Source organism: Pseudoduganella sp. UC29_71 (genome assembly GCF_042693265.1).
Lineage (GTDB): Bacteria > Pseudomonadota > Gammaproteobacteria > Burkholderiales > Burkholderiaceae_D > Rugamonas.
This window is the reverse complement of record NZ_CP170549.1, coordinates 2904546-2925898: the sequence shown is the minus strand read 5'-3', so window position 1 is coordinate 2925898 and position 21353 is coordinate 2904546. Positions and strand designations below refer to the sequence as shown.

16 protein-coding genes and 1 pseudogene are annotated in these 21353 nt (G+C 58.6%); 10 read left to right on the top strand and 7 right to left on the bottom strand.

The features are described from left to right. Positions 1 to 11: 11 nt before the first annotated feature. The 4 genes from ACFJI2_RS12740 to ACFJI2_RS12725 all read right to left on the bottom strand — a co-directional run bounded on the left by ACFJI2_RS12740 (position 12) and on the right by ACFJI2_RS12725 (position 4771). Positions 12 to 2429 carry a TonB-dependent receptor gene (locus ACFJI2_RS12740; protein ID WP_377705358.1) on the bottom strand — a complete coding sequence of 806 codons (2418 nt, stop codon included), beginning with the start codon at positions 2427 to 2429 and terminating at the stop codon, positions 12 to 14. Between the two features lie 22 nt (positions 2430 to 2451). Next, entirely contained in the window at positions 2452 to 2964 is a 513-nt protein-coding gene (locus ACFJI2_RS12735) for a gluconokinase (protein WP_377705357.1), read from the bottom strand. A 187-nt stretch (positions 2965 to 3151) separates the two neighbouring features. Beyond that, on the bottom strand, positions 3152 to 4180 hold the full coding sequence (locus tag ACFJI2_RS12730; protein ID WP_377705356.1) for a LacI family DNA-binding transcriptional regulator: 1029 nt from the start codon (positions 4178 to 4180) through the stop codon (positions 3152 to 3154). Between the two features lie 57 nt (positions 4181 to 4237). Further along, a complete protein-coding gene (locus tag ACFJI2_RS12725; protein ID WP_377705355.1) occupies positions 4238 to 4771 on the bottom strand; it encodes a DUF4124 domain-containing protein in 534 nt (177 codons plus the stop codon). Between the two features lie 143 nt (positions 4772 to 4914). On the opposite strand from ACFJI2_RS12725, the gene guaB reads away from it, so the two are divergent. The 3 genes and pseudogenes from guaB (at position 4915) to ACFJI2_RS12710 (ending at position 9645) form a co-directional block, all read left to right on the top strand. Continuing rightward, positions 4915 to 6378, top strand: a complete 1464-nt coding sequence (guaB, locus tag ACFJI2_RS12720; RefSeq protein WP_056390746.1) for an IMP dehydrogenase — start codon at positions 4915 to 4917, stop codon at positions 6376 to 6378. Between the two features lie 66 nt (positions 6379 to 6444). After that, positions 6445 to 8056: pseudogene (guaA, locus tag ACFJI2_RS12715) on the top strand (glutamine-hydrolyzing GMP synthase). Between the two features lie 395 nt (positions 8057 to 8451). Continuing rightward, positions 8452 to 9645: a tyrosine-type recombinase/integrase gene (locus ACFJI2_RS12710; RefSeq protein WP_377705354.1), complete on the top strand. Its 1194-nt coding sequence runs from the start codon at positions 8452 to 8454 to the stop codon at positions 9643 to 9645. Here ACFJI2_RS12710 and ACFJI2_RS12705 read toward each other — a convergent pair. Next, positions 9632 to 9886 (bottom strand): AlpA family phage regulatory protein, encoded by a 255-nt coding sequence (locus ACFJI2_RS12705; RefSeq protein WP_377705353.1) that lies wholly within the window; start codon positions 9884 to 9886, stop codon positions 9632 to 9634. The two genes, ACFJI2_RS12710 and ACFJI2_RS12705, sit on opposite strands and share 14 nt — an antisense overlap. 769 nt (positions 9887 to 10655) lie before the next feature. Here ACFJI2_RS12705 and ACFJI2_RS12700 point away from each other — a divergent pair. Genes ACFJI2_RS12700 through ACFJI2_RS12690 form a run of 3 tightly spaced genes read left to right on the top strand, consistent with a single transcriptional unit; the run spans position 10656 to position 15866 of the window. Next, a complete protein-coding gene (locus tag ACFJI2_RS12700) occupies positions 10656 to 14168 on the top strand; it encodes a hypothetical protein (RefSeq protein WP_377705352.1) in 3513 nt (1170 codons plus the stop codon). Continuing rightward, positions 14158 to 14643, top strand: coding sequence for a response regulator (locus tag ACFJI2_RS12695; RefSeq protein ID WP_377705351.1), 486 nt, complete (start codon positions 14158 to 14160; stop codon positions 14641 to 14643). Before ACFJI2_RS12700 ends, ACFJI2_RS12695 begins: the two co-directional genes overlap by 11 nt. After that, the gene (locus ACFJI2_RS12690; RefSeq protein WP_377705350.1) at positions 14640 to 15866 is read left to right on the top strand and encodes a hypothetical protein; all 1227 of its coding nucleotides are present in this window, start codon (positions 14640 to 14642) and stop codon (positions 15864 to 15866) included. The genes ACFJI2_RS12695 and ACFJI2_RS12690 overlap by 4 nt, the downstream gene beginning before the upstream one ends. A 211-nt stretch (positions 15867 to 16077) precedes the next feature. On the opposite strand, the gene ACFJI2_RS12685 is transcribed toward ACFJI2_RS12690, so the two are convergent. Next, positions 16078 to 16734, bottom strand: a complete 657-nt coding sequence (locus ACFJI2_RS12685) for a hypothetical protein (protein ID WP_377705349.1) — start codon at positions 16732 to 16734, stop codon at positions 16078 to 16080. Between the two features lie 409 nt (positions 16735 to 17143). Between ACFJI2_RS12685 and ACFJI2_RS12680 the strand changes: the two genes are divergently transcribed. From ACFJI2_RS12680 to ACFJI2_RS12670, 3 genes are all read left to right on the top strand, one after another. Then, a complete protein-coding gene (locus ACFJI2_RS12680) occupies positions 17144 to 17659 on the top strand; it encodes a hypothetical protein (protein WP_377705348.1) in 516 nt (171 codons plus the stop codon). A 15-nt stretch (positions 17660 to 17674) separates the two neighbouring features. Beyond that, entirely contained in the window at positions 17675 to 18688 is a 1014-nt protein-coding gene (locus ACFJI2_RS12675) for a toprim domain-containing protein (protein ID WP_377705347.1), read from the top strand. Positions 18689 to 18839: 151 nt separating this feature from the next. Beyond that, on the top strand, positions 18840 to 19904 hold the full coding sequence (locus tag ACFJI2_RS12670) for a DUF932 domain-containing protein (RefSeq protein WP_377705346.1): 1065 nt from the start codon (positions 18840 to 18842) through the stop codon (positions 19902 to 19904). A gap of 104 nt (positions 19905 to 20008) precedes the next feature. On the opposite strand, the gene ACFJI2_RS12665 is transcribed toward ACFJI2_RS12670, so the two are convergent. Beyond that, positions 20009 to 20707 (bottom strand): helix-turn-helix transcriptional regulator, encoded by a 699-nt coding sequence (locus ACFJI2_RS12665; protein WP_377705345.1) that lies wholly within the window; start codon positions 20705 to 20707, stop codon positions 20009 to 20011. A gap of 315 nt (positions 20708 to 21022) precedes the next feature. On the opposite strand from ACFJI2_RS12665, the gene ACFJI2_RS12660 reads away from it, so the two are divergent. Beyond that, positions 21023 to 21352 carry a flagellar transcriptional regulator FlhD gene (locus tag ACFJI2_RS12660; protein WP_377705344.1) on the top strand — a complete coding sequence of 110 codons (330 nt, stop codon included), beginning with the start codon at positions 21023 to 21025 and terminating at the stop codon, positions 21350 to 21352. Position 21353 lies beyond the last annotated feature (1 nt).

Sequence of the window (21353 nt, the reverse complement as noted above, 5' to 3'; positions counted from 1 at the left end):
GCGTGAGCCGATCAGAAGTCGGCCGTCAGGCGCACGCCGTAGGTGCGCGGCGCCAGGTACATCGCTTGCCATACCGGACGGTCGCTCGCTGCCGGCGGCAGGTTCACGATGTTGACGGTGGTCTTGATGTCCTTGTTTTCCAGGTTCTGCACGAAGGCTTCCACCTGCCAGTGCTTGTCGCCGGCCGGCTTGTAGCGCACGGTGAAGTCGCTGCGGGTATAAGCCTTCTGGCGGTCCGGCGCACCGTCGTTGAACACGTCGAGCCAGCTCGCGGTCTCGTAGTGCGCGTTGATGCGCGGCGAGATGCGGGCGCCGCTATCCAGGTTGAAGTGGTGCTGGTAGCCCACGTTCAGCGAGAAGTGCGGAGCGTGCGGCAGCTCGTTGCCCTTCAGGTCGCGCACCTTGCTGCCGTTCGGGCCGGGCAGGGTGTTGTAGCTGGAGTTGTTCGGGTCCGCCGTCAGCAGCGTATCCATCTCCGTGCGCTGCAGCGACATGGCCAGGTTCAGCGTGTCCACCGGCGTCAGGCGCGCGGTCAGCTCGCCCTCGATGCCCTTGGCCGTGGCGCCTTTCGCGTTGGCCGTCAGCAGGAAGCTGGCGCCGTTCGGGAAAGTGGTCGGCACCGAGATCTGGTAGCCCTTGAAGTCCGCGTAGTAGATCGACGTGGCCCAGGTGACTTTACCGCCCATCAGCTTGCCCTTGGCGCCCAGCTCGTAGCTGGTCAGCGTTTCAGGCTCGGTGTGCACGCCGCCGTCGGTCAGCACGCCGGACTTGTAGCCGGTGCTCACGCTGGCGTAGGCCATGATGTCCTTGGTAACGTCATAGTCCGCCTTCAGCAGCCAGGTCGGCTTGCTCCACTTCTGCTGGCCGTCGTTGTTCAGCGCCGGCTTGCCGTCCGGGCCGATTACCGATGGATTCGGCACGAAGCCCACGTTGCGCGGATCATCCTGCGGCGTGATCGGCAGGCAGGGCTTGCCGTTGGCAGGCTGCGTGGTCGGGCAGTAGAAGTTTACGCCGCCGCGGTTGTGCTTCTCGTCCCAGGTCTTGCGCAGGCCGCCGGTGATGCGGAAGGTGTCCGACACGTTCCACGTATCCTGCGTGAACAGGGCATGCGACTTCACGTCCTGGTTAGGCTGCACGAAGCTGTTCTGCGTCAGCGCTGGCCAGCCGCAGGTGGTGCAGCCGTAGCCGACTTGCGTGCCGGACCATGCCGGCTGGTCCAGGCGGATGGCGGCCTTTTCGTGGAACACATAGGCGCCCACCAGCCAGTCCACGGTCTTCTTGCCGGAGGACTTCAGGTTCAGTTCAGCGCTGGCATTGGTGTAGTGCTCGGCGTTGATGCGGGTGTTGCGCAGCACGCCGCCGGTGGTATTGCTGGTCGGGACGGTGTAACCGCCGCGCGCGTCGAACTGCATGGCGCCGTCGGTGCGCTGGGCGCCGGCGATGAAGGCCAGGTCGATGTCCTGGTTCACGTTCCAGTCGGTGCGGGTACGGATGGTATCGACCTTGCGGTGCAGGTAAGGCGCGATCTGGATCAGCGCGGACCACAGCTTCTCGCCCGGACGCGGCTCCTGGTTCAGGTTCATGGACGGCGTGCCGTCGTCGCGGAAGGTCTCGAAGGACAGGTCGGTGCGCAGATTGCCGGTCGGCTGCCAGGCGGCCGACAGGCGCAGCGCCTTCTGGTCCTGCGCGTTGTACTTGTCGCCGCTGGTGATGAAGGCGTTCTTGTCCAGGCCCGGCGTGTTCGGCGGCTGCTGGTAGTCCACATAGCCGTTGTGCGACTCGCCGGCGTAAGCGACGCGCAGCGCGAAGGTGTCCGATACCGGCAGGTTGTACATGAAGCGCGTGCCGGTGCGGTTGTAATTGCCCAGCGTGATCTCGGCGCTGCCCTCGGTCATGCCGAACTTCGGCTTGGCGCTCACCATGTTCACCGCGCCGGCGGTGGAATTGCGGCCCCACAGCGTGCCTTGCGGGCCGCGCATCACTTCCACGCGGTCCATATCGTACAGCAGGGCGGTGGCGCCCTCGGCGCGCGGAGAATACACGCCGTCCACGTAGACCGACACTTCCGGGTCGGCCTGCTCGGTCTTGGCGCCATCGTTGCCGATGCCGCGCATGGTCAGCAGCAGCACGGCGTGGTCGCCCTGGCTGGTGGCCTGGAAGCTCGGGGACAGGTGGGTCATGTCCTCCAGGTTCTTCACGTGCGCATCGTCCAGCGCAGCGCCGCTCAGGGCGGTGACGGCCAGCGGGGTTTTCAGCAGCGAAGTGGAACGCTTGGTGGCGGTGACGATCACCTCCGCCACGTTACCGTTGTCGGCAGCCTTGGCGGCCGCCTGCGCGGCTGGCGCCTCGTCGGCCGCGTAGGCGCCGGAAACGTGGGCGGCCATGGCCACCAGCGACGTGGTGAGAATCTTGTTACGGGTATTAAGCATCTTGTCTCCCTGGAGGATCTAGTTATGGATTGCTGTTGAGGATGTCGGTGATGAGGTGCGCCGGGTCCTTGCGGATATCCAGCGTGACGCCGGCTTCGTCCGCTTGCAGCGGCTCCAGCACGTTCAGTTGGCTGTCCAGCAGCGACAGCGGCATGTAGTGATTGATGCGGGCCAGCATGCGGGTGGCGATCAATTCGCGGTCGCCGTTCAGATGGGCAAAGCGCAACTCCGGATCGCCCTCGCGCAGCAGATCGCGGTAGCGGCGCTTCAATGCCGAGCAGGACAGCACCAGGCTCTCGCCGCGCTCGCGGGCATTGCGGATTTCCGCCATCAGCTGCAGCAGCCACTCCGCGCGGTCGGCGTCGTTCAGCGGCGTGCCGGCCGACATCTTGGCGACGTTGGCAGGCGAATGAAACGCATCGCCCTCCAGGAAGCTGGCGCCGATCGCCTCGGCCAGGCGGCTGCCGACGGAACTCTTGCCGCAGCCACAAACTCCCATCACCACCCAGCGGGTTGGTCTCGTTTTTTCAGTCATAGTCAGCCCTATTTGGTAGCGCTATCTGTTAGCGCTATCAGTGGGCCGAAGTTTAACGCGGCGGCAAAAAATGTAAAGAGAAATCGATGCTGCGCCGCACAAAATCACGCAGCCTGAGCCGCATTCGGGGTCTGACCCCGAATGCGGCTGCAGCTCGGCTTGCGGCGGGAGGCGGAGGGCGGCGGGGTCAGGCGCTTTCGCGGGCCATGAGGGTGAAGCCGAGGTCGATCTGGGTGGCGGGCGGTTGTTCGCCGCGGATGACGCTGCGCAGCAGGCTGGCCGCTTCGAAGCCGACACGGTAGCGCGGCGTGCCTATGGTCGTGACCGAGGGGTTCATCCAGGCGGAGGCGGGCAGGTCGTTAAAGCCACAGATGGCCAGTTGCTCCGGCACATTGATGCCGCGCCGCTGGCATTGGTAGATGGCGCCGTGCGCCAGGTCGTCATTGCAGCAGAAGATGGCGTCCAGGTCGGGCGCGACCGCCAGCATGCGGCCAACCAGCTCGGCGCCCAGCGCGATGGTGGACGGGTCGGCCACCATCAGCTCGAGCTTGGGATCGGCCAGGCCGGCTTCTTCCATGGCCTTGCGGTAGCCTTCGGCGCGCTTGATGGTGCGCTCGTCCAGCTGCGCGCCCATGAAGCCGATGCGCTTGTAGCCTTTGTCGATCAGGTAGCGCGCCATGGTGTAGCCGGCCTGCACTTGCGAGAAGCCGACCGACAGCTGGGCCGGATCGGCCGACAGGTCCATCATCGACACCACCGGCGTGCGCGAGGTGTCCAGCATCTTTTGCACGCCTTTGCTGTGCGACATGCCGGACAGCAGGATGCCGTCCGGATTGGACTGCATATAGACGTTGAGCAGCTTCTCTTCCTCGGCGTCGGAATAACGCGTATTGCCGATGAGGATCTGGTAGCCGTAGGGGTCGAGCGCGTCTTGTATGCCTTGCAGCACGGCCGTGAACACGGCGTTCGACAGCGACGGCACCAGCACCACGATCACGTTGGAGCGCGAGGAGGCGAGGGCGCGCGCGGCGCGGTTGGGCACGTAGCCCAGTTCTTCCACCGCCAGTTCCACGCGCGAACGCAGCATGGGCGATACCAGCTCGGGCTGGCTGATGGCGCGCGAGGCGGTCATCGTGGCCACGCCTGCGCGTGCTGCGACCGCAGCCAGGGTTACTCGGCCGCTGGCGCGGCTCTTGCCGTTATATGGTTTGGTCATCCTGTTTTTTCTTGGTATTTGATAGCGGTAACATAATTTTATACCGCCGGAACGTCTTTATTTGGAGCAATCTGCCAAAATTTTCTGGTTGCGCCTGGAACGTTCGGCGCGCTGGTCGTCGCTGAGGAAGACGCGCTGGCCGTTCTTGTCGAATTCGCTCATGCGGGCGCCGGAGTCGAGCGCGGCCTGGTTGCTGCGCGCGCTGTCGCAATTGGCGGCCTGGTCGGCCTTGCGCGCCGCTTCCTGCGCCGCCTTTTGTTCGGCAGCCTGGCTTTCGGCCTTGCGCTTGGCGAAGTCGGTATTGCGTTCGGCCAGCGTGGGCGGGCGCTTGACCTTGGCGTCGGCGGCATCGGGCGCAGCTGCGGCTTCCTCCGCCGGCGCGGCCGACGGCACGCCGTGGCCGCGCGGCTGCTTCAGGATGCGGCTCTGCGGCACCGATGGCGGCGGCGGCTGGTCGGACAGCTGTTTCATGCCTTTCTCGTCCACCCACATGTATTGGGCGTGCGACAGCACGGGCAGCGCGCTCAGCGCACCCAGCGCACCCAGTGCCAGCAGCAGCGGCAGGGCGCGGGCCGTTCGGTAATGTTTCATAGTGGCTAGATCCCTTTATTCCTTGCGGCAGATTTCCATGCTTTGCCAGTGCTGTCAACCCGCGCTGCCAATTTTCCCCGGGGTAAAGACGTAGGGCGCGACTTACTGTATAATCGACTTTTGCGCCTATAGGAAATCGTACTATGCGTTTACTTCAAAAAGCACTCACCTTCGATGACGTGCTCCTCGTCCCTGCGTACTCCAATATTCTGCCTGCGGATACGTCTCTCAAAACTCGCCTGACCCGCAATATCTCGCTGAATATTCCGCTGCTGTCGGCTGCGATGGATACGGTAACCGAAGCCCGCCTGGCCATCGCCATGGCACAGGAAGGCGGCATCGGCATCATCCACAAGAATCTGAAGCCGAAGGACCAGGCCCGCGAAGTAGCGCGCGTCAAGCGTTTCGAAGCAGGCGTGCTGCGCGATCCGATCACCATCCCGCCGGACATGAAGATCCGCGAAGTCATCAAGCTGACGGAGCAGTATGGCATTTCCGGCTTCCCGGTAGTAGAGGATAAACAAGTAGTTGGTATCATCACCAACCGCGATTTGCGCTTCGAGCAGGAACTGGACGCTGAAGTGCGCGCCAAGATGACCCCGCGCGACAAGCTGGTCTACGTCAAGGAAGGCGCCGACACCACCGAGGCCAAGCGCCTGATGAACAAGCACCGCCTGGAGCGCGTGCTGGTGGTGGACGATGCCTTCAACCTGCGCGGCCTGATCACCGTCAAGGACATCCAGAAATCGACCGAACACCCGAACGCCTCCAAGGACCAGCACGGCAAGCTGCTGGTGGGCGCAGCCGTGGGCGTGGGCGCGAAAGATGAAGAACGCATCGAGCTGCTGGTCGCGGCCGGCGTGGACGTGCTGGTGGTGGACACCGCCCACGGCCACTCGCAAGGCATCCTGGACCGCGTAAAGTGGATCAAGACCCGCTTCCCGCACGTGGACGTCATCGGCGGCAACATCGCCACCGCAGCGGCCGCCAAGGCGCTGGTGGAATACGGCGCGGACGCGGTCAAGGTCGGTATCGGCCCCGGCTCCATCTGCACCACCCGTATCGTCGCCGGCGTGGGCGTGCCGCAAATCACCGCCATTTCCAACGTGGCCGAAGCGCTGGCCGGCACCGGCGTGCCGTGCATCGCCGACGGCGGCATCCGCTTCTCGGGCGACATTTCCAAGGCACTGGCGGCCGGCGCATCGACCGTGATGATGGGTTCCATGTTCGCCGGCACCGAAGAGGCGCCGGGCGAGGTGATCCTGTACCAGGGCCGCTCCTACAAGTCCTACCGCGGCATGGGTTCGCTGGGCGCGATGTCGGACGGCTCGGCCGACCGCTACTTCCAGGACGCCACCATGAAGGCCGACAAGTTCGTGCCTGAAGGTATCGAAGGCCGCGTCGCCTACAAGGGCAGCGTGCTGGCGATCATCTTCCAGCTGGTGGGCGGCGTGCGCCAGTCCATGGGCTACTGCGGTTGCGCCACCATCGACGAGCTGCGCGAGAAAGCGGAATTCGTCGAGATCACGTCGGCCGGCATGCGCGAGTCGCACGTGCACGACGTCCAGATCACCAAGGAAGCGCCGAACTACCGTTCCGGCGACTAATCCTCTCAAACGCCGGCGGCCTACCGCCGGCGTTTTCTCATTTCCTCTCAGTTTCAGCGCTCATCCATGCATTCTAAAATCCTCATTCTCGATTTCGGTTCCCAGGTTACCCAGCTGATCGCTCGCCGCGTGCGCGACTCCGGCGTGTTCTCCGAAGTCTATCCCTACGACATCGGCGACGACTTCGTGCGCAATTACGGCGCTTCCGGCGTGATCCTGTCGGGCAGCCACAACTCCACCCTGGAAGGCGACTCGCCGCGCGCGCCGCAAGCCGTGTTCGAGCTGGGCGTGCCGGTGCTGGGCATCTGCTACGGCATGCAGACCATGGCGGCCCAGCTGGGCGGCAAGGTCGAGAACGGCCTGGTGCGCGAATTCGGCTACGCCGAAGTGCGCGCGCGCAACCACACCAAGCTGCTGGACGGCATCAACGACTTCGTCACGCCGGAAGGCCACGGCATGCTGAAAGTATGGATGAGCCACGGCGACAAGGTGCTGGACATGCCGCCAGGCTTCAAGCTGATGGGCGACACGCCCAGCTGCCCGATCGCCGCCATGGCGGACGAGGAGCGCAACTTCTACGGCGTGCAATTCCACCCGGAAGTGACGCACACCGAGCAGGGCAAGGCCATGCTGGGCCGTTTCGTGCACGAGATCTGCGGCTGCAAATCCGACTGGAACATGCCGGACTACATCTCCGAAGCCGTGGAAAAGATCCGCGCGCAAGTGGGCAGCGATGAAGTGATCCTGGGCCTGTCGGGCGGCGTGGATTCGTCCGTGGCCGCCGCGCTGATCCACCGCGCCATCGGCGACCAGCTGACCTGCGTGTTCGTCGACCACGGCCTGCTGCGCCTGAACGAAGGCGAGATGGTGATGAATATGTTCGCCAAGAACCTGGGCGTGAAGGTGATCCGCGTGGACGCCACCGACCAGTTCATGGGCCACCTGGCCGGCGTGACCGATCCCGAGCAGAAGCGCAAGATCATCGGCCGCGAGTTCGTGGAAGTGTTCCAGGTGGAGTCGGCCAAGCTGGTCAACGCCAAGTGGCTGGCGCAGGGCACCATCTACCCGGACGTGATCGAGTCGGCCGGCAAGGGCAAGAAGGGCCAGACCATCAAGTCGCACCACAACGTGGGCGGCTTGCCGGACACCATGAAGCTCAAGCTGCTCGAACCGCTGCGCGAACTGTTCAAGGACGAAGTGCGGAAGCTGGGCGTGGCGCTGGGCCTGCCGCATGACATGGTGTATCGCCATCCATTCCCGGGGCCGGGCCTGGGCGTGCGCATCCTGGGTGAAGTGAAGAAGGAATACGCCGACCTGCTGCGCCAGGCCGACGCCATCTTCATCGAAGAACTGCGCAACACCCCGTACGAGTTCGTGGCCGGCCAGGCTGTGAACACGGAAGAGCTGCCGAAGAACTGGTACGAGGCGACGTCGCAAGCGTTCGCGGTGTTCCTGCCGGTGAAGTCGGTAGGCGTGATGGGCGACGGCCGCACCTACGAATACGTGGTGGCGCTGCGCGCCGTGCAGACGCAGGACTTCATGACCGCGCACTGGGCGCACCTGCCGCACTCGCTGCTGGGCAAGGTTTCCAACAGGATCATTAATGAAGTTCGCGGCCTCAACCGTGTCGTTTACCGATATCTCGGGCAAGCCGCCTGCGACTATCGAGTGGGAATAATTCCCCGTCTGGCTGCAGCACGCAGCACGCGGCATTAAACTAAGACTAAGCCCCTGATTTTCAGGGGCTTTTTCTATTTTGGCGTGGCGAAATCGGGCAAGGATCGGCAGGAGCAAGCGCGCGCGATTGCTGGTACCGGCGATGGTATGGCGCGGACGGCTGGCGCGCCGCGTCCCGATACCATCAACGCGGATTTCCGCGGTTGATGGTACCGAAATCGCGTAAGTGCTTGATGCGGAAGGAAAAAAGGGCCGATACCATCACGTTTTTTGTTGATGGTATCGGAGTGCGATTTTGGCGCTGACTTGGACGCCGAACGCGCGTTTTACGGTGTCCTAACTCGTTGATTTATAGGGGGAAATGTCTAACATGATGGTATCGAGTGGGAGGCGGAAATGCTGACGGACACAAAACTGCGAAATTTGAAGCCCGGCCCACGCGCGTACAAGGTGGTGGACAGGGATGGCCTCTACGCGATGGTGCTCGCTTCCGGCGTGGTCTCGTTCCGGTTCAACTACCGCTTCAACGGGCGCCAGGAGACGCTGGTGCTCGGTCGCTATGGAGCCGGTGGACTGACCTTGGCAGAAGCGCGCGAGAAGCTCGATGCGGCCAGGAAGCTGGTCGCGGCCGGCATGTCGCCCACGCAGCACAAGCGGCGCCAGAAACAGCGCCTGGAAGGGGAGGAAACGTTCGGGCAGTGGGCCGAGCGCTGGCTGGGCAACTACCGCATGGCCGAATCGACACGCGACATGCGCCGTTCGGTGTACGAGCGCGACCTGCAGCGGCCCTTCGGCCGCTTGCTGCTGCGCGAGATTACGCACGAAGAGCTGCGCGCGGTGTGCGACGCGATCGTGGCGCGCGGTGCGCCCGCCACCGCGGTGCACGCCCGCGAAATCGTCATGCTGGTGTTTCGTCATGCCGGCCAGCGCGGACACGACCTGCCCAATCCCGCCGACAAGGTGCCGCCATGCTCCATCGCCACCTTCCAGGCGCGCGACAGGGCCTTGAGCAGCGCGGAGATCCCCTGGTTGTACACATACCTGGAGAAGGTGCAGAGCGCGCCGACCTTGCGCCTGGCGATCAAGCTGCTGCTGCTGACGATGGTGCGTAAATCCGAGTTGACGGATGCGACGTGGGACGAGATCAATTTCTCCAGCGGCATCTGGACGATCCCGGCCGAGCGCATGAAGCGCCGCAATCCCCACAACGTCTACTTGTCAACTCAGGCGGTCGACATCTTCATCGCGCTGCGCACCTGCGCCGGCGGCTCCCGCTATGTCCTGCCATCGCGCTACGACGCCGATCTGCCCATCTCGAACGCGACGTTGAACCAGGTGACAACATCGGTGTCGCGTGTCGCGCGCGCCGCCGGCCGGCCGCTAGCCGACTTCTCGCCCCACGACCTGCGCCGAACGGCATCGACCCAGCTGCACGAGGCGGGCTACAACACCGACTGGATCGAGAAGTGCCTGGCGCACGAGCAGCGCGGCGTTCGGGCGGTGTACAACAAGGCCGAGTATGCGGAACAGCGGCGCGGGATGCTGCAGGACTGGGCCGACATGATCGATGCATGGGTCAAGGCCGCTTGAGCCCGGGCGCGGGCTGCGGGACGGCGGCAGCCTGCTGCTGCGCGATCCAGGCGTCCACTTCGCCGAGGTCCCACGCGACGGAGCGGGCCGTGATCGAGAATCGCTTGGGGAACTTGCCGCAGCGTTCCAGCTCCAGGATCGTGCGTTCGCCAAGGGGGACCTTCTGCAGCAGCTGTTTGCGTTTGATGAGGACGCGGCCAGGTGCCATCATCTCCGTGGTAGTTAGCAGGCGGGCATTCATACTTCTCTCCTTCGATCGTTGAATGGAAAACGTTGCGCCGACTGAGTCGTCAGTCCTTGGCGGTTCGACGTATGGGAAATGTTCGCTCACAAATCGCCGAAGGCAACGGAGCAATCAGGGACGATCGTATTAAGGATTAGTATGCGGCCCTGGCTTGAAGGCATGCTCAGGGAGGCTAGTTCCCGAACCAGATGCATCGCTTCTTTGAAAAGCTCGCCTACTTCGGCAGGGCCAGCTACTGCAGTTGCAATCTAGTGCGCTCCGTTCTGCGTGTCAAACATCGTGCACCGGAATTGCGCTCGCACTGAATTTATAGCAACTGCAAGCAGGGTACGCACGACGCTGGGTGCCGGCGACCCAACAATGAGGAGACGCATGGACGCGAGCGCGCCCGGGAATTGAGGCGACGCGTTTGCGTGCACGTCAATCTATGAAAAATGGGGTTGCGTGGCGGCAACGAGGGAAATGCCATCTGCGATGTCGCGGATCTCGATTTGCTGTCTTCTACATCTAATACGAATGCTCGCCTATCGCGCCAGGGCCAGCTGCTGATCTTGCAATCTAGACGTGACGTTGCGTATCGGAATTGCGCTGGTGCCGTGCCCCGACGCGCAGTTGAGCAGCATCGGCGCAAAGGCCGAGGTGGTAGGCCTACTTCTCAACTCCGAAGTAAATATTTATGCGTAGAGAAGATGAGTGTCGGCAAGGCCCTCTACCCGCTAATTTAAGGTAATATTGTCATAACTCAAAACTTATTGGCGGAGATTAAGTGATAGAACAACGCGCTTCTGCGAAAGCCTTTTTAGATCATCAACACAGGTTCCGGGGGCTTATTGCTGCGTTCAAATCGCAAAAATTCGTTCCAGACCCAACACGTGCGCCTGCGAGATTGTTCCGTTCGGGTGTACGCGGCTTGTTGTTAGATGCAAGAGCTGGGCTTCATCAAACGCAGTATCTGGATTTTTTGACTTGGACACGCTTTCAAACTAAAAAGCAAGTGCCTGAATTAATGAAAATTCCAGTCGGATATGACGAATTAACAGGGGTTCACGTTAAAGCGCCAGAAGTGAATTTGGAAAAGGAACTTATGTGGATTGCAACGTTGATTAACGTTGACACCCATATCATAAATGATTTTCGACTAAATGTTGATCAAGTTGAAATCCTTCTTGAGAAAAGCTCATTTAATGAGGCTATTGGCGAACTTGCGAGGATTGAAGAAAAATACGGAGTCGCTTTATGGTTAGTTCAGTTGCGAATATGTCTTGAGCAACTTTCCGGTGGTCTTGAGAAACAAAAAAGATATACATCGAAAGTTAGATCCATTTACAAAAATGGTCTTCTAGGGTTTATTACTTATAATACTAGTGTAAGGAACGAAGACAGAACGACGTTGGCGAAGTTTTTTGACGATATTCGTGTGAAAATTAGCAAGCACAAATATTATGACGAACCTATAAAAAAATACGTTCGATACAGGTTGACAAGCGAGTTGCCCGACGACGAAGAAGGTTTGGCCGACGTCCTTCGAGTCGAGCAAAGTCATTCTATAATTGACATTTATGAGACATTTGTTCTTGTTCTGCAAAGGATTGTGAATTGCGAAGACATGTTGGCAATGCAAATGGTAATCAGCAGGGTTTTGAGGCTGCTGGACGATATTCATGACCCTCGTTTGAAGAAAATTGCGATAGCGATCGGTGAATATGGCGCCATGGCGAAGCTTCCATTGCGGAATAATTTACTCCTAGAGAACGTGCGTTCGGGTAGCAAGGCAGACATACGTAGCTCGTATAAGGAGATTCAACGTAACTCTCAAAGTGATCCGTGGGACATAATTTATATTGCAGCCGGGATATCAAGTAATAGCGATAAGCAACTGATTTCCGCTACTCCCCGAAATATATCGAGGCTCCTCGCACGTGTCCTCTGTCGAGCCGATGACAATGACGCATTTCAGAAATTAGTAAAGCTCGTGGAAAACCTTAAAGGGATTCCAAAATTTGAAGCGATTCGTGAACTGCTTACGCAACTACGACAAAGTAGACCAGATAAGATTTGGCGACCATGGTTGATAGGGCTGAATTCGCGCACGGTCGGACTAGAGGATATAACTCCATTTTGCCTGGATGAATCTGCTAAAGAACTAGTAGTAAGTGAGTTGGTCAAGAATTCTGGGAAAACTTTTTGGATGGGTTTTCTGTGCCCAGATCAGGTTTGTAGTCCAGATGAAAATGAACTAGAGCTAATTTTCAGAGCTGGCGGCTTTGTAAGAGAAAATCGTTGGCAAGAAGCTATAGATTTAATAAAGAAAGCCGAGAATGCAGTTTTGGATGAAGCGTTAAGGGCGATTGCAGCATCGTTGTCTTTGCATGCAGCATACATGTTGGGGAAAAGGCAAACCGTAATCGAAATTGTTGCAGACGAGGGGGCGCGTGGCAGTATAAGTCTTGCGCTCACACCTGTTGAATCTTCTTTATCTAATTACGTTTGGGATGACTATAAGTTGGTATCGTCGCCCTTAACTCCGCTTATAGCACTGCATTTGCTATGGGTGACGACTGAAAGTGAGTTTACTCTATCGTTACTCCGCTTTGCTACTGGAAACTTCTTGAGAACGTCCGGAATTAAAGTTCCAAGTAAGCTCTACGATAGCGCAAGCCTATATCCAAGTTATCAGTTGATTTACTTCTTGCGGTTTGTTTGCGTCCCGCAAATCATTGATGCATCGCGTGTGTTGAAAGGAACCAAGCATGTAATGGATGAGCGGCAAGCAATTTGTGCTGCGTTAAGATTATTAGATGAACGGAATTCCGATTTATATCAAAGCGAGATCTTGGAAATTTCCAATCAACTGGCTCTTGATGAAGGCCGGTGGATAGTTGATCGAACCAGAATCCACGTGGACGTTCCTTCTCTGGCGCGGTGGGCATCTAGAGAGATATCTGAAGATTTTGCGCGCTATAAAGATCTTCGTGATGTCTCGGTTGACGCTTTGCAGGACTTTGACGATGTAATTAAGGAGTTGAACGACGTAAAAGCCGCGGCGAAAACCGTTTTTATACCGGAAGACGAAGCGGACGCGGTACTTGTAAGTATGCTAGGTCGTCTGCGTGAAGAATTTCTAAATAATCCGACTTTCGGTCTTGATTTTTACTTGAGCCAAAGAATCCGACATCAATCCTTTGTAGGATTAATTCGAGGACCTCTAGAGTTTGCGCAATTAATCACGACCCGTGAGGGTGAAGCAAAGGCCTACCGTAGAAATCAATTTTGGCTGGATAAATTTGAAGGGCTCGATATTGAGGCGCTCAACGCAATTAATACGGCGTTCGTGAAATGTGCAACGAATTTTGATGAACTGTTGCTCTCTGCGAAAAATGAGCACTTCCAGGTTTCAGCTGAGGACAGGCCACGCGGTTTGCTTTTCCTAGATCTTTCGATTCCGTTGATTAACGTCGCTCGGATCGTAGCTAGAATGGATCTGAGTGTGGATGATTTTATCAGAACAACTGTGTCAGTGTTGTGGGGGGCACTTGAACCGTCTCTCGCTTCGATACGTAAATTCATTACCATACTCCTGAAGACTGCTATTGTAGCTATATTTGACGAGTTACGGGCCTCCATAAGAAAGATTGCCGCTCCTGATTCCTCAGCATTCCTGGAACTGGACATGCAAATAGGGCAATGCTCGTTGGAAGTCCAGCGCGCTCTGGATGATGCCGCAACTTGGTTTAGTCGGGCTGATGTAGAGGCACAAAAGAGGCTTTTTAAGCTGGATCAGATTGTAAAAATTGCGATTGACTCCGCGTTGAAGAGTCAACGCGGGTTTCATCCGAACCTGGAACTAGATATTAAATCCGAGGACTTCCAGATGCATGCATCAGCATTAGTCTTTGTTCATGATGTGTTGTTTATTGCGCTGGACAATGTGCGCGCGCACTCTAACATGAAATCCCCAAAGATTAGAATTGAGGTCGTGCCAGACATGGAAACTGGAGTCTTAGTAATCTGCGTACGCAGCGAGGCAAAAGACACTGCACGAATTACTAATGAAGGGAAGTTGCATGAAATTTCTGCTCTTATTAAAAATGGCAATGTGGGAAGAAGAAGTAGCCGTGAGGGAGGTAGCGGAATATTGAAATTGGCTGCGGTAACTAAGCAGTCAGCTAAAGGCGATTTGAAATATGGGTTCATTGAAAATGGGTGGTTTGAGTTGCAAGTCAGGTATTCTATGATTCTTCAATCTCCGTTATCAAAAGGAGAGATCAATGTCCTTTAGTATTCTTTTGGTTGAGGATGAAGCTCCGAAGCGGGCTCACATCGAGAATTTTTTGAAAACGCTGAGTTTAGAATTGATCGTAGATTGCGTTTCTTCAGTAAACTCTGCATTGGATTATCTCGATCATAATCTTCCTGATTTGATGTTGTTGGACATGTCTTTGCCAACTTTTTCAATAGGGGAAAGAGAAAGTGGAGGCAGGCCGCAGGGGTTTGGAGGGATCGAGGTCCTGCGTCACATGAGTTTTTCTGGGTATTCTTGCCCGACAATTGTTATAACGGGGTATGAAGCCTTTCTGCGAGAGACGGGAAACGCCGTTAATCTTAGCCAAATTCGAGAAGAGCTTGCCTCTGAATTTCCGACGACTTTTCGAGGCGTGCTGCACTACAACTCGACATATGACGAGTGGAAACTGAGGTTGGTTGACGCTTTGGTGGAATTTGGTGTTGTTGATCAGGAAAGAGGTTGGTTTTGAATATACTAATTGTGGATGATAATCCGAAGCGCTATTCTAGATTGCTCGGCAAGTTGACCGAAATAGGGATCGACAGGTCAAACGTATCAATTGTAGGTTGTGCCAACGATGCTAGGGATAAACTTGAGAGTGAACAGTTTGACTTGATGATTTTGGATATCCTTTTGCCGCTATGGCCAGAAGATGAACCTAGTACGCGTAGCTCACTTGAGCTTCTGATGGAAATACATAGTCAAGAAAATTTAAATCGCCCCAAAAGAGTACTTGGAATAACAGCCGATCTTCAATTAAATAGCGCTGCTGCTGAGTCATTCAGGCAGCACACATGGACTGTAGTTGAGTATTCTGCGGATAGCGATGAGTGGATCAATCGCGCGATTAATTGTGTGAGTTACAGCCTTAATGACGGGAAAAACGAAAGAACTGCTCGTCCAGAATATAGTGTGGACTTGGCTGTTATATGTGCTTTAGAGCGTCCGGAGCTGGAAGAGGTCTTAAAGCTAAACTGGAACTGGTCTTCGCCGCGCCCACTTGACGATGTAACCTTTGTTCGGGATGGTTATTTTTATGTTGGATCAAAGAAAATTACCGTATGTGCAACCTTTGCACCGCGGATGGGGATGGTTTCTACTGCATTAAGGAGTGCATCTATTATTTCCATGTTGCGCCCTCGTTTAATTGCAATGTGTGGGATTTGCGCTGGGGTTCGAGGGAAAGTTAACATGGGTGATGTTCTGCTTGCTGATCCAGCTTGGGACTTTCAAAGTGGTAAGCGAGTTAAAGATAAAATCAATACAAGTTTCTCGATTTCGCCTCATCAACTTCCTGCACCAGCGATTATCAGAAGTCATGTTGAACAATTGCGATCTCAAAGACAGGAGTTGATTAATCTATCGACAGCCTACGGTAGTGATGCGCCAAGCGTTCCGCAGATCTTCATAGGCCCTGTAGCGTCCGGGTCAGCGGTGCTGGCGGATGGGGAAGTAATTAACGACATCAAGCAACAACACCGTGATTTGGTCGGAGTCGAGATGGAAATTTACGGGATGTACGCCGCAGCTCAAACCTCATCTCAACCACAGCCTCTTGCTTTCGCATTGAAGTCCGTATGCGACTTTGCAGACCCGGATAAAGGGGATGATAATCAGCGTTTTGCTGCGTACACAAGCGCAAACGTCCTTCGTCTGTTGATGGAGAAATACGGCCCCAGACTCTTGGTTTAGAATTGCAGATTCCACTTACTGCCGCGTTGGGTACAAGGACTTTCATGTGGAAGTTGGTTGTAAATCGGACGCGGTGATAAATCGCTGCTCGACAGCATGAGTACGGATGCAATGACGCAGCGGATTCCTGCTCAGGTGATGTTCTCTCAGTATTATCACCTGAGCAGGAATTCACTGGGTCATTACAGGATCGTCGTCCGCTTCGCATTCGTCAGCCGTCATTCAGTCGCCGTGTGCTGTGATCTCTTTCTTCGCCATGGTCGTGGGACATGGTGTTCGCCCGGCGCTCCAAAGACGACCTGATGATGCGGACCGCTTTAGTTGTCCCACGGACGGCTCTTTTGATCCTCGACTTCTCGACAATCAATTGGCTTGGCGTCATGGCCTCGTCAATGCACAAGGTTTCCAGCATGGGCATGAGCTGGTCCACCTTTTCAATTAGCTCCAGCAGTCGCCGATCCAGCATCGAGAACACCTTGGCTTCGAACAGCAGTGGCTCCACATCGTAGGTGGCGAGGGCGCTGATGCCGTGCGCCGTGCACTTCGCTTCCGCATCGACCAGTGCCTGGTTCAGACGCGTGAGCCGGGTGTCCAGCATGGTCCGCAGTTCCTGCTCGATGCGCTCCACCTCGGTGTCGGCCACCTTCATGCGGGCAAACACGGTGATGTAGTGGAAGTTGATCTGCGTGATTTCAAAGCAGCGCAGGTACAGGCGCTTGCCTTCCGGGCTCGACAGGGTAATGCTCACCTTCCTGCTGGCCGATTCGATGCGGTCCGTTTTTGCCGCCGCTTGGCGCGCCAGCAGTTTGCGATTGGCGGCGCTGTGCTCCGCGCTGACGAGAATCGGGGTGTCGGCATGCGAGTTCATTGGGTCACCTTCCGAAATAGGGACGTTGCCAGAGGGTAGTTGGGTATTACGGTGGCTCATAGTGGAAACGTCGGAGAAAACCATACCGTTTTCGCCTTGCTCCGACTAGCATCCATCAGGGCGCGTATTGGTGCAAATCCGGTGCACAAGATTTGACGCGCACGGTCTCGCCGGCTAGATTGCCTTAAGCGGCACCTCTTGCGTTCCCATCTGCAAAAACGGCATTGTGCGGACGGTGGCGCCGACTTCAGATTTTCCCGATGGTAGCTGGCAGCCCATCGAACGCGGCTCGTCGCGGCAGCATAGCCAGCATGTCAATCAAGGGTAACCAACCCCTGTCACCCCCCCATGGGACAAGCTCCCGTGCGGGCGATTGTCCCGTTCATTCATTTTTGTTACGGAGGCAATCATGGAAGAAGTCTTCCTGAGCAATCATTCCGATTCCAACGTGGCCCCAGTTGCGCCCGACGACCAACTGGACGAGGGCCCGGTCGACGAGTTCACAGAGGAGGAGGTCGTGTGCCTGCACTGGTGGCTGTTGCGCAAGGTGCGCCTGCTTGGTGTGGTCAGTACGCCCTTGGCGGAAAAGTTCGAGATCGTGCGCTGGGTGTTTACCGATCCGTCGCGCGACCGCCAGCCATTCTCGTTCGTGAACTGCCTGCGCGTGGTCGCGTGCAGCCCGTTGTCTCAGTTGCCCTATGCCGGGGCGTACGATGCGGAAGAGGTGCGAGCCTGGATCGGCGCCCAGCTGCGGCGCTGGTTCGAAGCCTCGTTGGCAACTTATCCGGCCTGGGTGCGGCAAGCCGTGATGGCCAACCCGGAGTGGATCGCCGATCATCTGGCGGCCAATCCGCAGTGGCTCAACGAGCAGATGCGTCGCCACGATGAACGGGGCGACCTGTTCTCGCAGGACCAAGCCGCTTGAAGTCGAGGAGGCGCCATGACAACCGACCAAGAGCAATTTGAGCAGCGCTTTCAGGCGGCGCGCGCCAGTGCCTATGGGCGCTGGACATCGCTGCTGTGCGCACTGGGCGTGGATGAGAAGGTGCTGAACCGGCGCAACCAGCCATGTCCGATCGCGGCATGCGGTGGCACCGACCGGTTCCAGTACACGGATAAATTTGGCGACGGCAATTACATTTGTCGCGCCTGCGGCGCCGGCGGCGGCTTCAAGCTGCTGATGGGCTATTTCGGATGGGGCGCAGGCACCGCGTTGCGCCATGTCGAGCGCAGCCTCGGGCTGTTGCCTGCGTCGCCGCAGGTGCCGGCCGCGGTCAAGGATGCGCGCCGGCTGGTGCATCGGATATTGGCCGAAACTCACGCGATAGTTGCAGGTGATGAGGTGGACCGCTATCTGCGTTTTCGGGGCTTGGGCATGGATGGCTACCCGGAGACGCTGCGCATCCATCCGGCGCTAGGCTACTACGAACTGGACCAAGGGACCGGCAAGGCGCGTCTGGTGCGCCATTTTCCGGCCTTAGTTGCGGTGGTGCAGGACCAGGGCGGGCAGGTGGTCTCGCTGCTGCGCACGTACTTGCAGGACGGCCGCAAGGCGCTGGGGACGCAGTCCAGGAAGCTCTTGTGCGGCGGCGTCAACGGAGCGGCCATCAGATTGGGCGAGCCGGATGGCGAGTTGGCGGTTTGCGAGGGCGTGGAGACTGGCCTGGCCATTTTGCAACGCACCGGGCAGCCGGTGTGGGCCGGGATTTGCGCCAGCAATCTGGAACGCGTCTGGGTGCCCGATCAGGTGACACGGCTGCGCATCTACGGCGACAACGATGCCGGTGCCATGTTCGATGGCCAGGCCGCCGCATATGGGCTGGCGCGGCGCTACATGAAATGCTGCCGTCACGGGGAAGGCCGTCAGGCCGAAGTCTTCATTCCCCGTGTCGCTGGCGCCGACTGGGCCAACGTGTCCGAACGCTGTGCCGCGCAGGATGGCTTGGCGGCGTAGGCCGCGGAGCGAGGTTGATGGAGCAGGCCGCAAGGCCAACAAGGTGGCGCATCCGCGCCGATGCGGCAGCCATGCCGCGTGTTGCAACCCTGCGGGGGACCGCCCCGGCAGGGAAGGTCCGTCCGCATTTTTTTGATGACTGGAGAGAATCATGAAAACAGGACGTTCCCTGATGAACCTGGCAGCCGAACTCGAACGCCAGGCGGCGGCCAAGCGCGATCTGATCGTGCCGGCCAAGAAGATGCGCGGTGAGACCACCGCTGCCGGGCAGTTTCGTCTGGTGATCGACGAGGCCGGCGGCGAAGCACGCTATCCGCTGTGCGACTTTGTGTGCGGCCAGTTGGCGAAGAAGCTCGAGATACCGCTGACCTACTTCAAGCGCATGCGGGAGTCTTACCCGGAACTGCTGGACCAGAACGTCAACGGCTGGCTGCGCATCAATAGCCCCGACAGCTATCTGGTGCGCACCCTGGACGGCCACGCCCGCGCATTCCTGTCCACGCGGTATCGCCGGCTGGACAACTTCGATCTGGCGAAAAGCATCGTCCCGGTGCTGCAGCAGCTGCCCGGTGCGCGCTTCGAGTCGGTCGAACTGACGGCCAGAAAGCTGTACATCAAGGTGGTCAGTTCGAAAATCCAGTGTGAGGTGGCGCCGGGCGACGTGGTGCAGGCCGGGGTCATCGTCAGCAACTCGGAAATCGGTTGCGGCACGCTGCGGGTCGAACCGCTGCTGTTCCGCCTGGTGTGCAGCAACGGGCTGATCGTGGCCGACCGCGCCATGCGCAAGAACCACGCCGGACGCAATCTAGTATCCGACGACGAGGTGCTGGTGTACCAGGACGACACCCTGGAGGCCGATGACAAGGCCATTTTCCTCAAGGTGCGCGACCTGGTGCAAACAGCCGTCTCCGATGTGACGTTCGAGCTGATCTCGGAGAAGATGCGCAAGACCATGGGCATCAAGCTGGTCGGTAACCCGGTCAAGGCGGTCGAGCTGCTGGCCAACCGCTATGCCTTGAACGAGGGCGAGTGCGCCGGCGTGCTGCGGCACCTGTTCGGCGAGCGCGAGCTGACCGGCTACAGCCTGGTCAACGCGGTCACGGGCTACTCGCAGGAGGTCGACGATTACGATCGGGCGACCGAGTTCGAGGAGTTGGGTGGCAAGTTGTTGGCGCTCTCGGCCGCTGAATGGCGACCGATCGCCGAAGCGGCATAGCTTGTGGTGGGGTAGGGAAGGGCCCGGTCTGTCGGGCGCGCTTAGTTGGCGCGCCCGGCGCGGGCCCGGACCTGCAGCGGCGGTAACGGCGCGCGGAGCTGGAACTAGACTGCGCTGACGCGGACCACCAGCAGCACGCGTCCCAGTACCGTCAGTTTGGCATCCGCGCCGTCGGCGTCCTTGAGTAGGCTGTCGGCGTAGCTAGTGTTCTCGCAGCGCAGCAGCAGGCCTTCGCCGATGCGCCGTTCGACGTGCCTGACCAGTGTGTGACCGTTGTAGGCGAGCAGGTAGATGCCGTTGCAGCTGACGCGTCTCTGGCTATCATCGTAGAAGAACGGGGTGCCGTCCGGGATGAGCGGGGCCATCTCCGTTCCCTGCATGATGCCCGCCCTACCGGCGGATGTCGCGCCGATCTTCGGCAGCAGCGCGCCGACCCAGTCGGCCGAGGGCGGACCGTCCGGATAAAGTTCGGCCAGGAGTGGCCGGGGCAAGCGGTCGTAAGGGCAGTCCAGCCGGTGTTGCAGCAGGCCGAGCAGCCAGTGTGCATCCACGTTGAGCTGCAAGGCCAGCACCGCCAGCGAGGCCAGGTCCGGCAGGCCTGGTTGGTCGGCGTCGATCCAGCGCGCCACCGTCTGCACGGCGCGGCCGGTCAGGCGACTGAGGTAGCTTGCATGCTGGTGCGCTGGAATGTCGCGTGCAGCCAACTCAGCAATAAGCCGGTTGCGCAGGCCCGGCACCAAGTGCAGGTCGAGGTTTTTGGCCTGCTCGCGGGCGAGCGGTGCGCGGCGCTGGTCTGGCTCCATGAGGCACTTTGGTCCTATTTGCAGGGTCGTTCGCGGGCTATATGTAGCAGTTGCTCACTGTCGCAGGCGGTGCATTTCAAGTTGCTATATGGCCTTAGCATCTACTGTCCTGGCCCATGTCGTCAAGCGGCCTTCGTTTTTGCAGTGCACAGTGTGAGCAGTTGCTATTGACCCGTAAAACGGTGCGGTGTAGCCTGCTTTCGCAGGTGGCGGCGTATGCTGCATCGCATCGCGAGCGCGCAGCGTTTGCCGTTGTTTTTTGAAAACCAGTGATGTGACCACGCCCGCACGCGCGGGCTTTACGGAGTAGCCATCATGGATAACGCCATACACCTGACGGATGTGCAGCAGTTGAACCTGAACTTCCTGTTGACTATCCAGGCGGGCCTCAAGCACGACCGGGTTGCCGCCAGCTACAAGTTCCACCTCGACCCGGATTGTGCGGCGCTCCTGGGTGCCATGAACGCCAGCGACCTGGTCGCGCTGGCGGCGAACATGCCGCACGAAAGCCTGTTCCAGCCCATCGGCAATCTGACCTCTCTGCTGGCCGCGCCGCACGGCCTGGCCGTGACCCTGTGCACGGTGGGCGCGGACCGGCGCAATGTCACCGCGCCGCGCGCGGCGATGGGCATGGCGAACGCGTGAG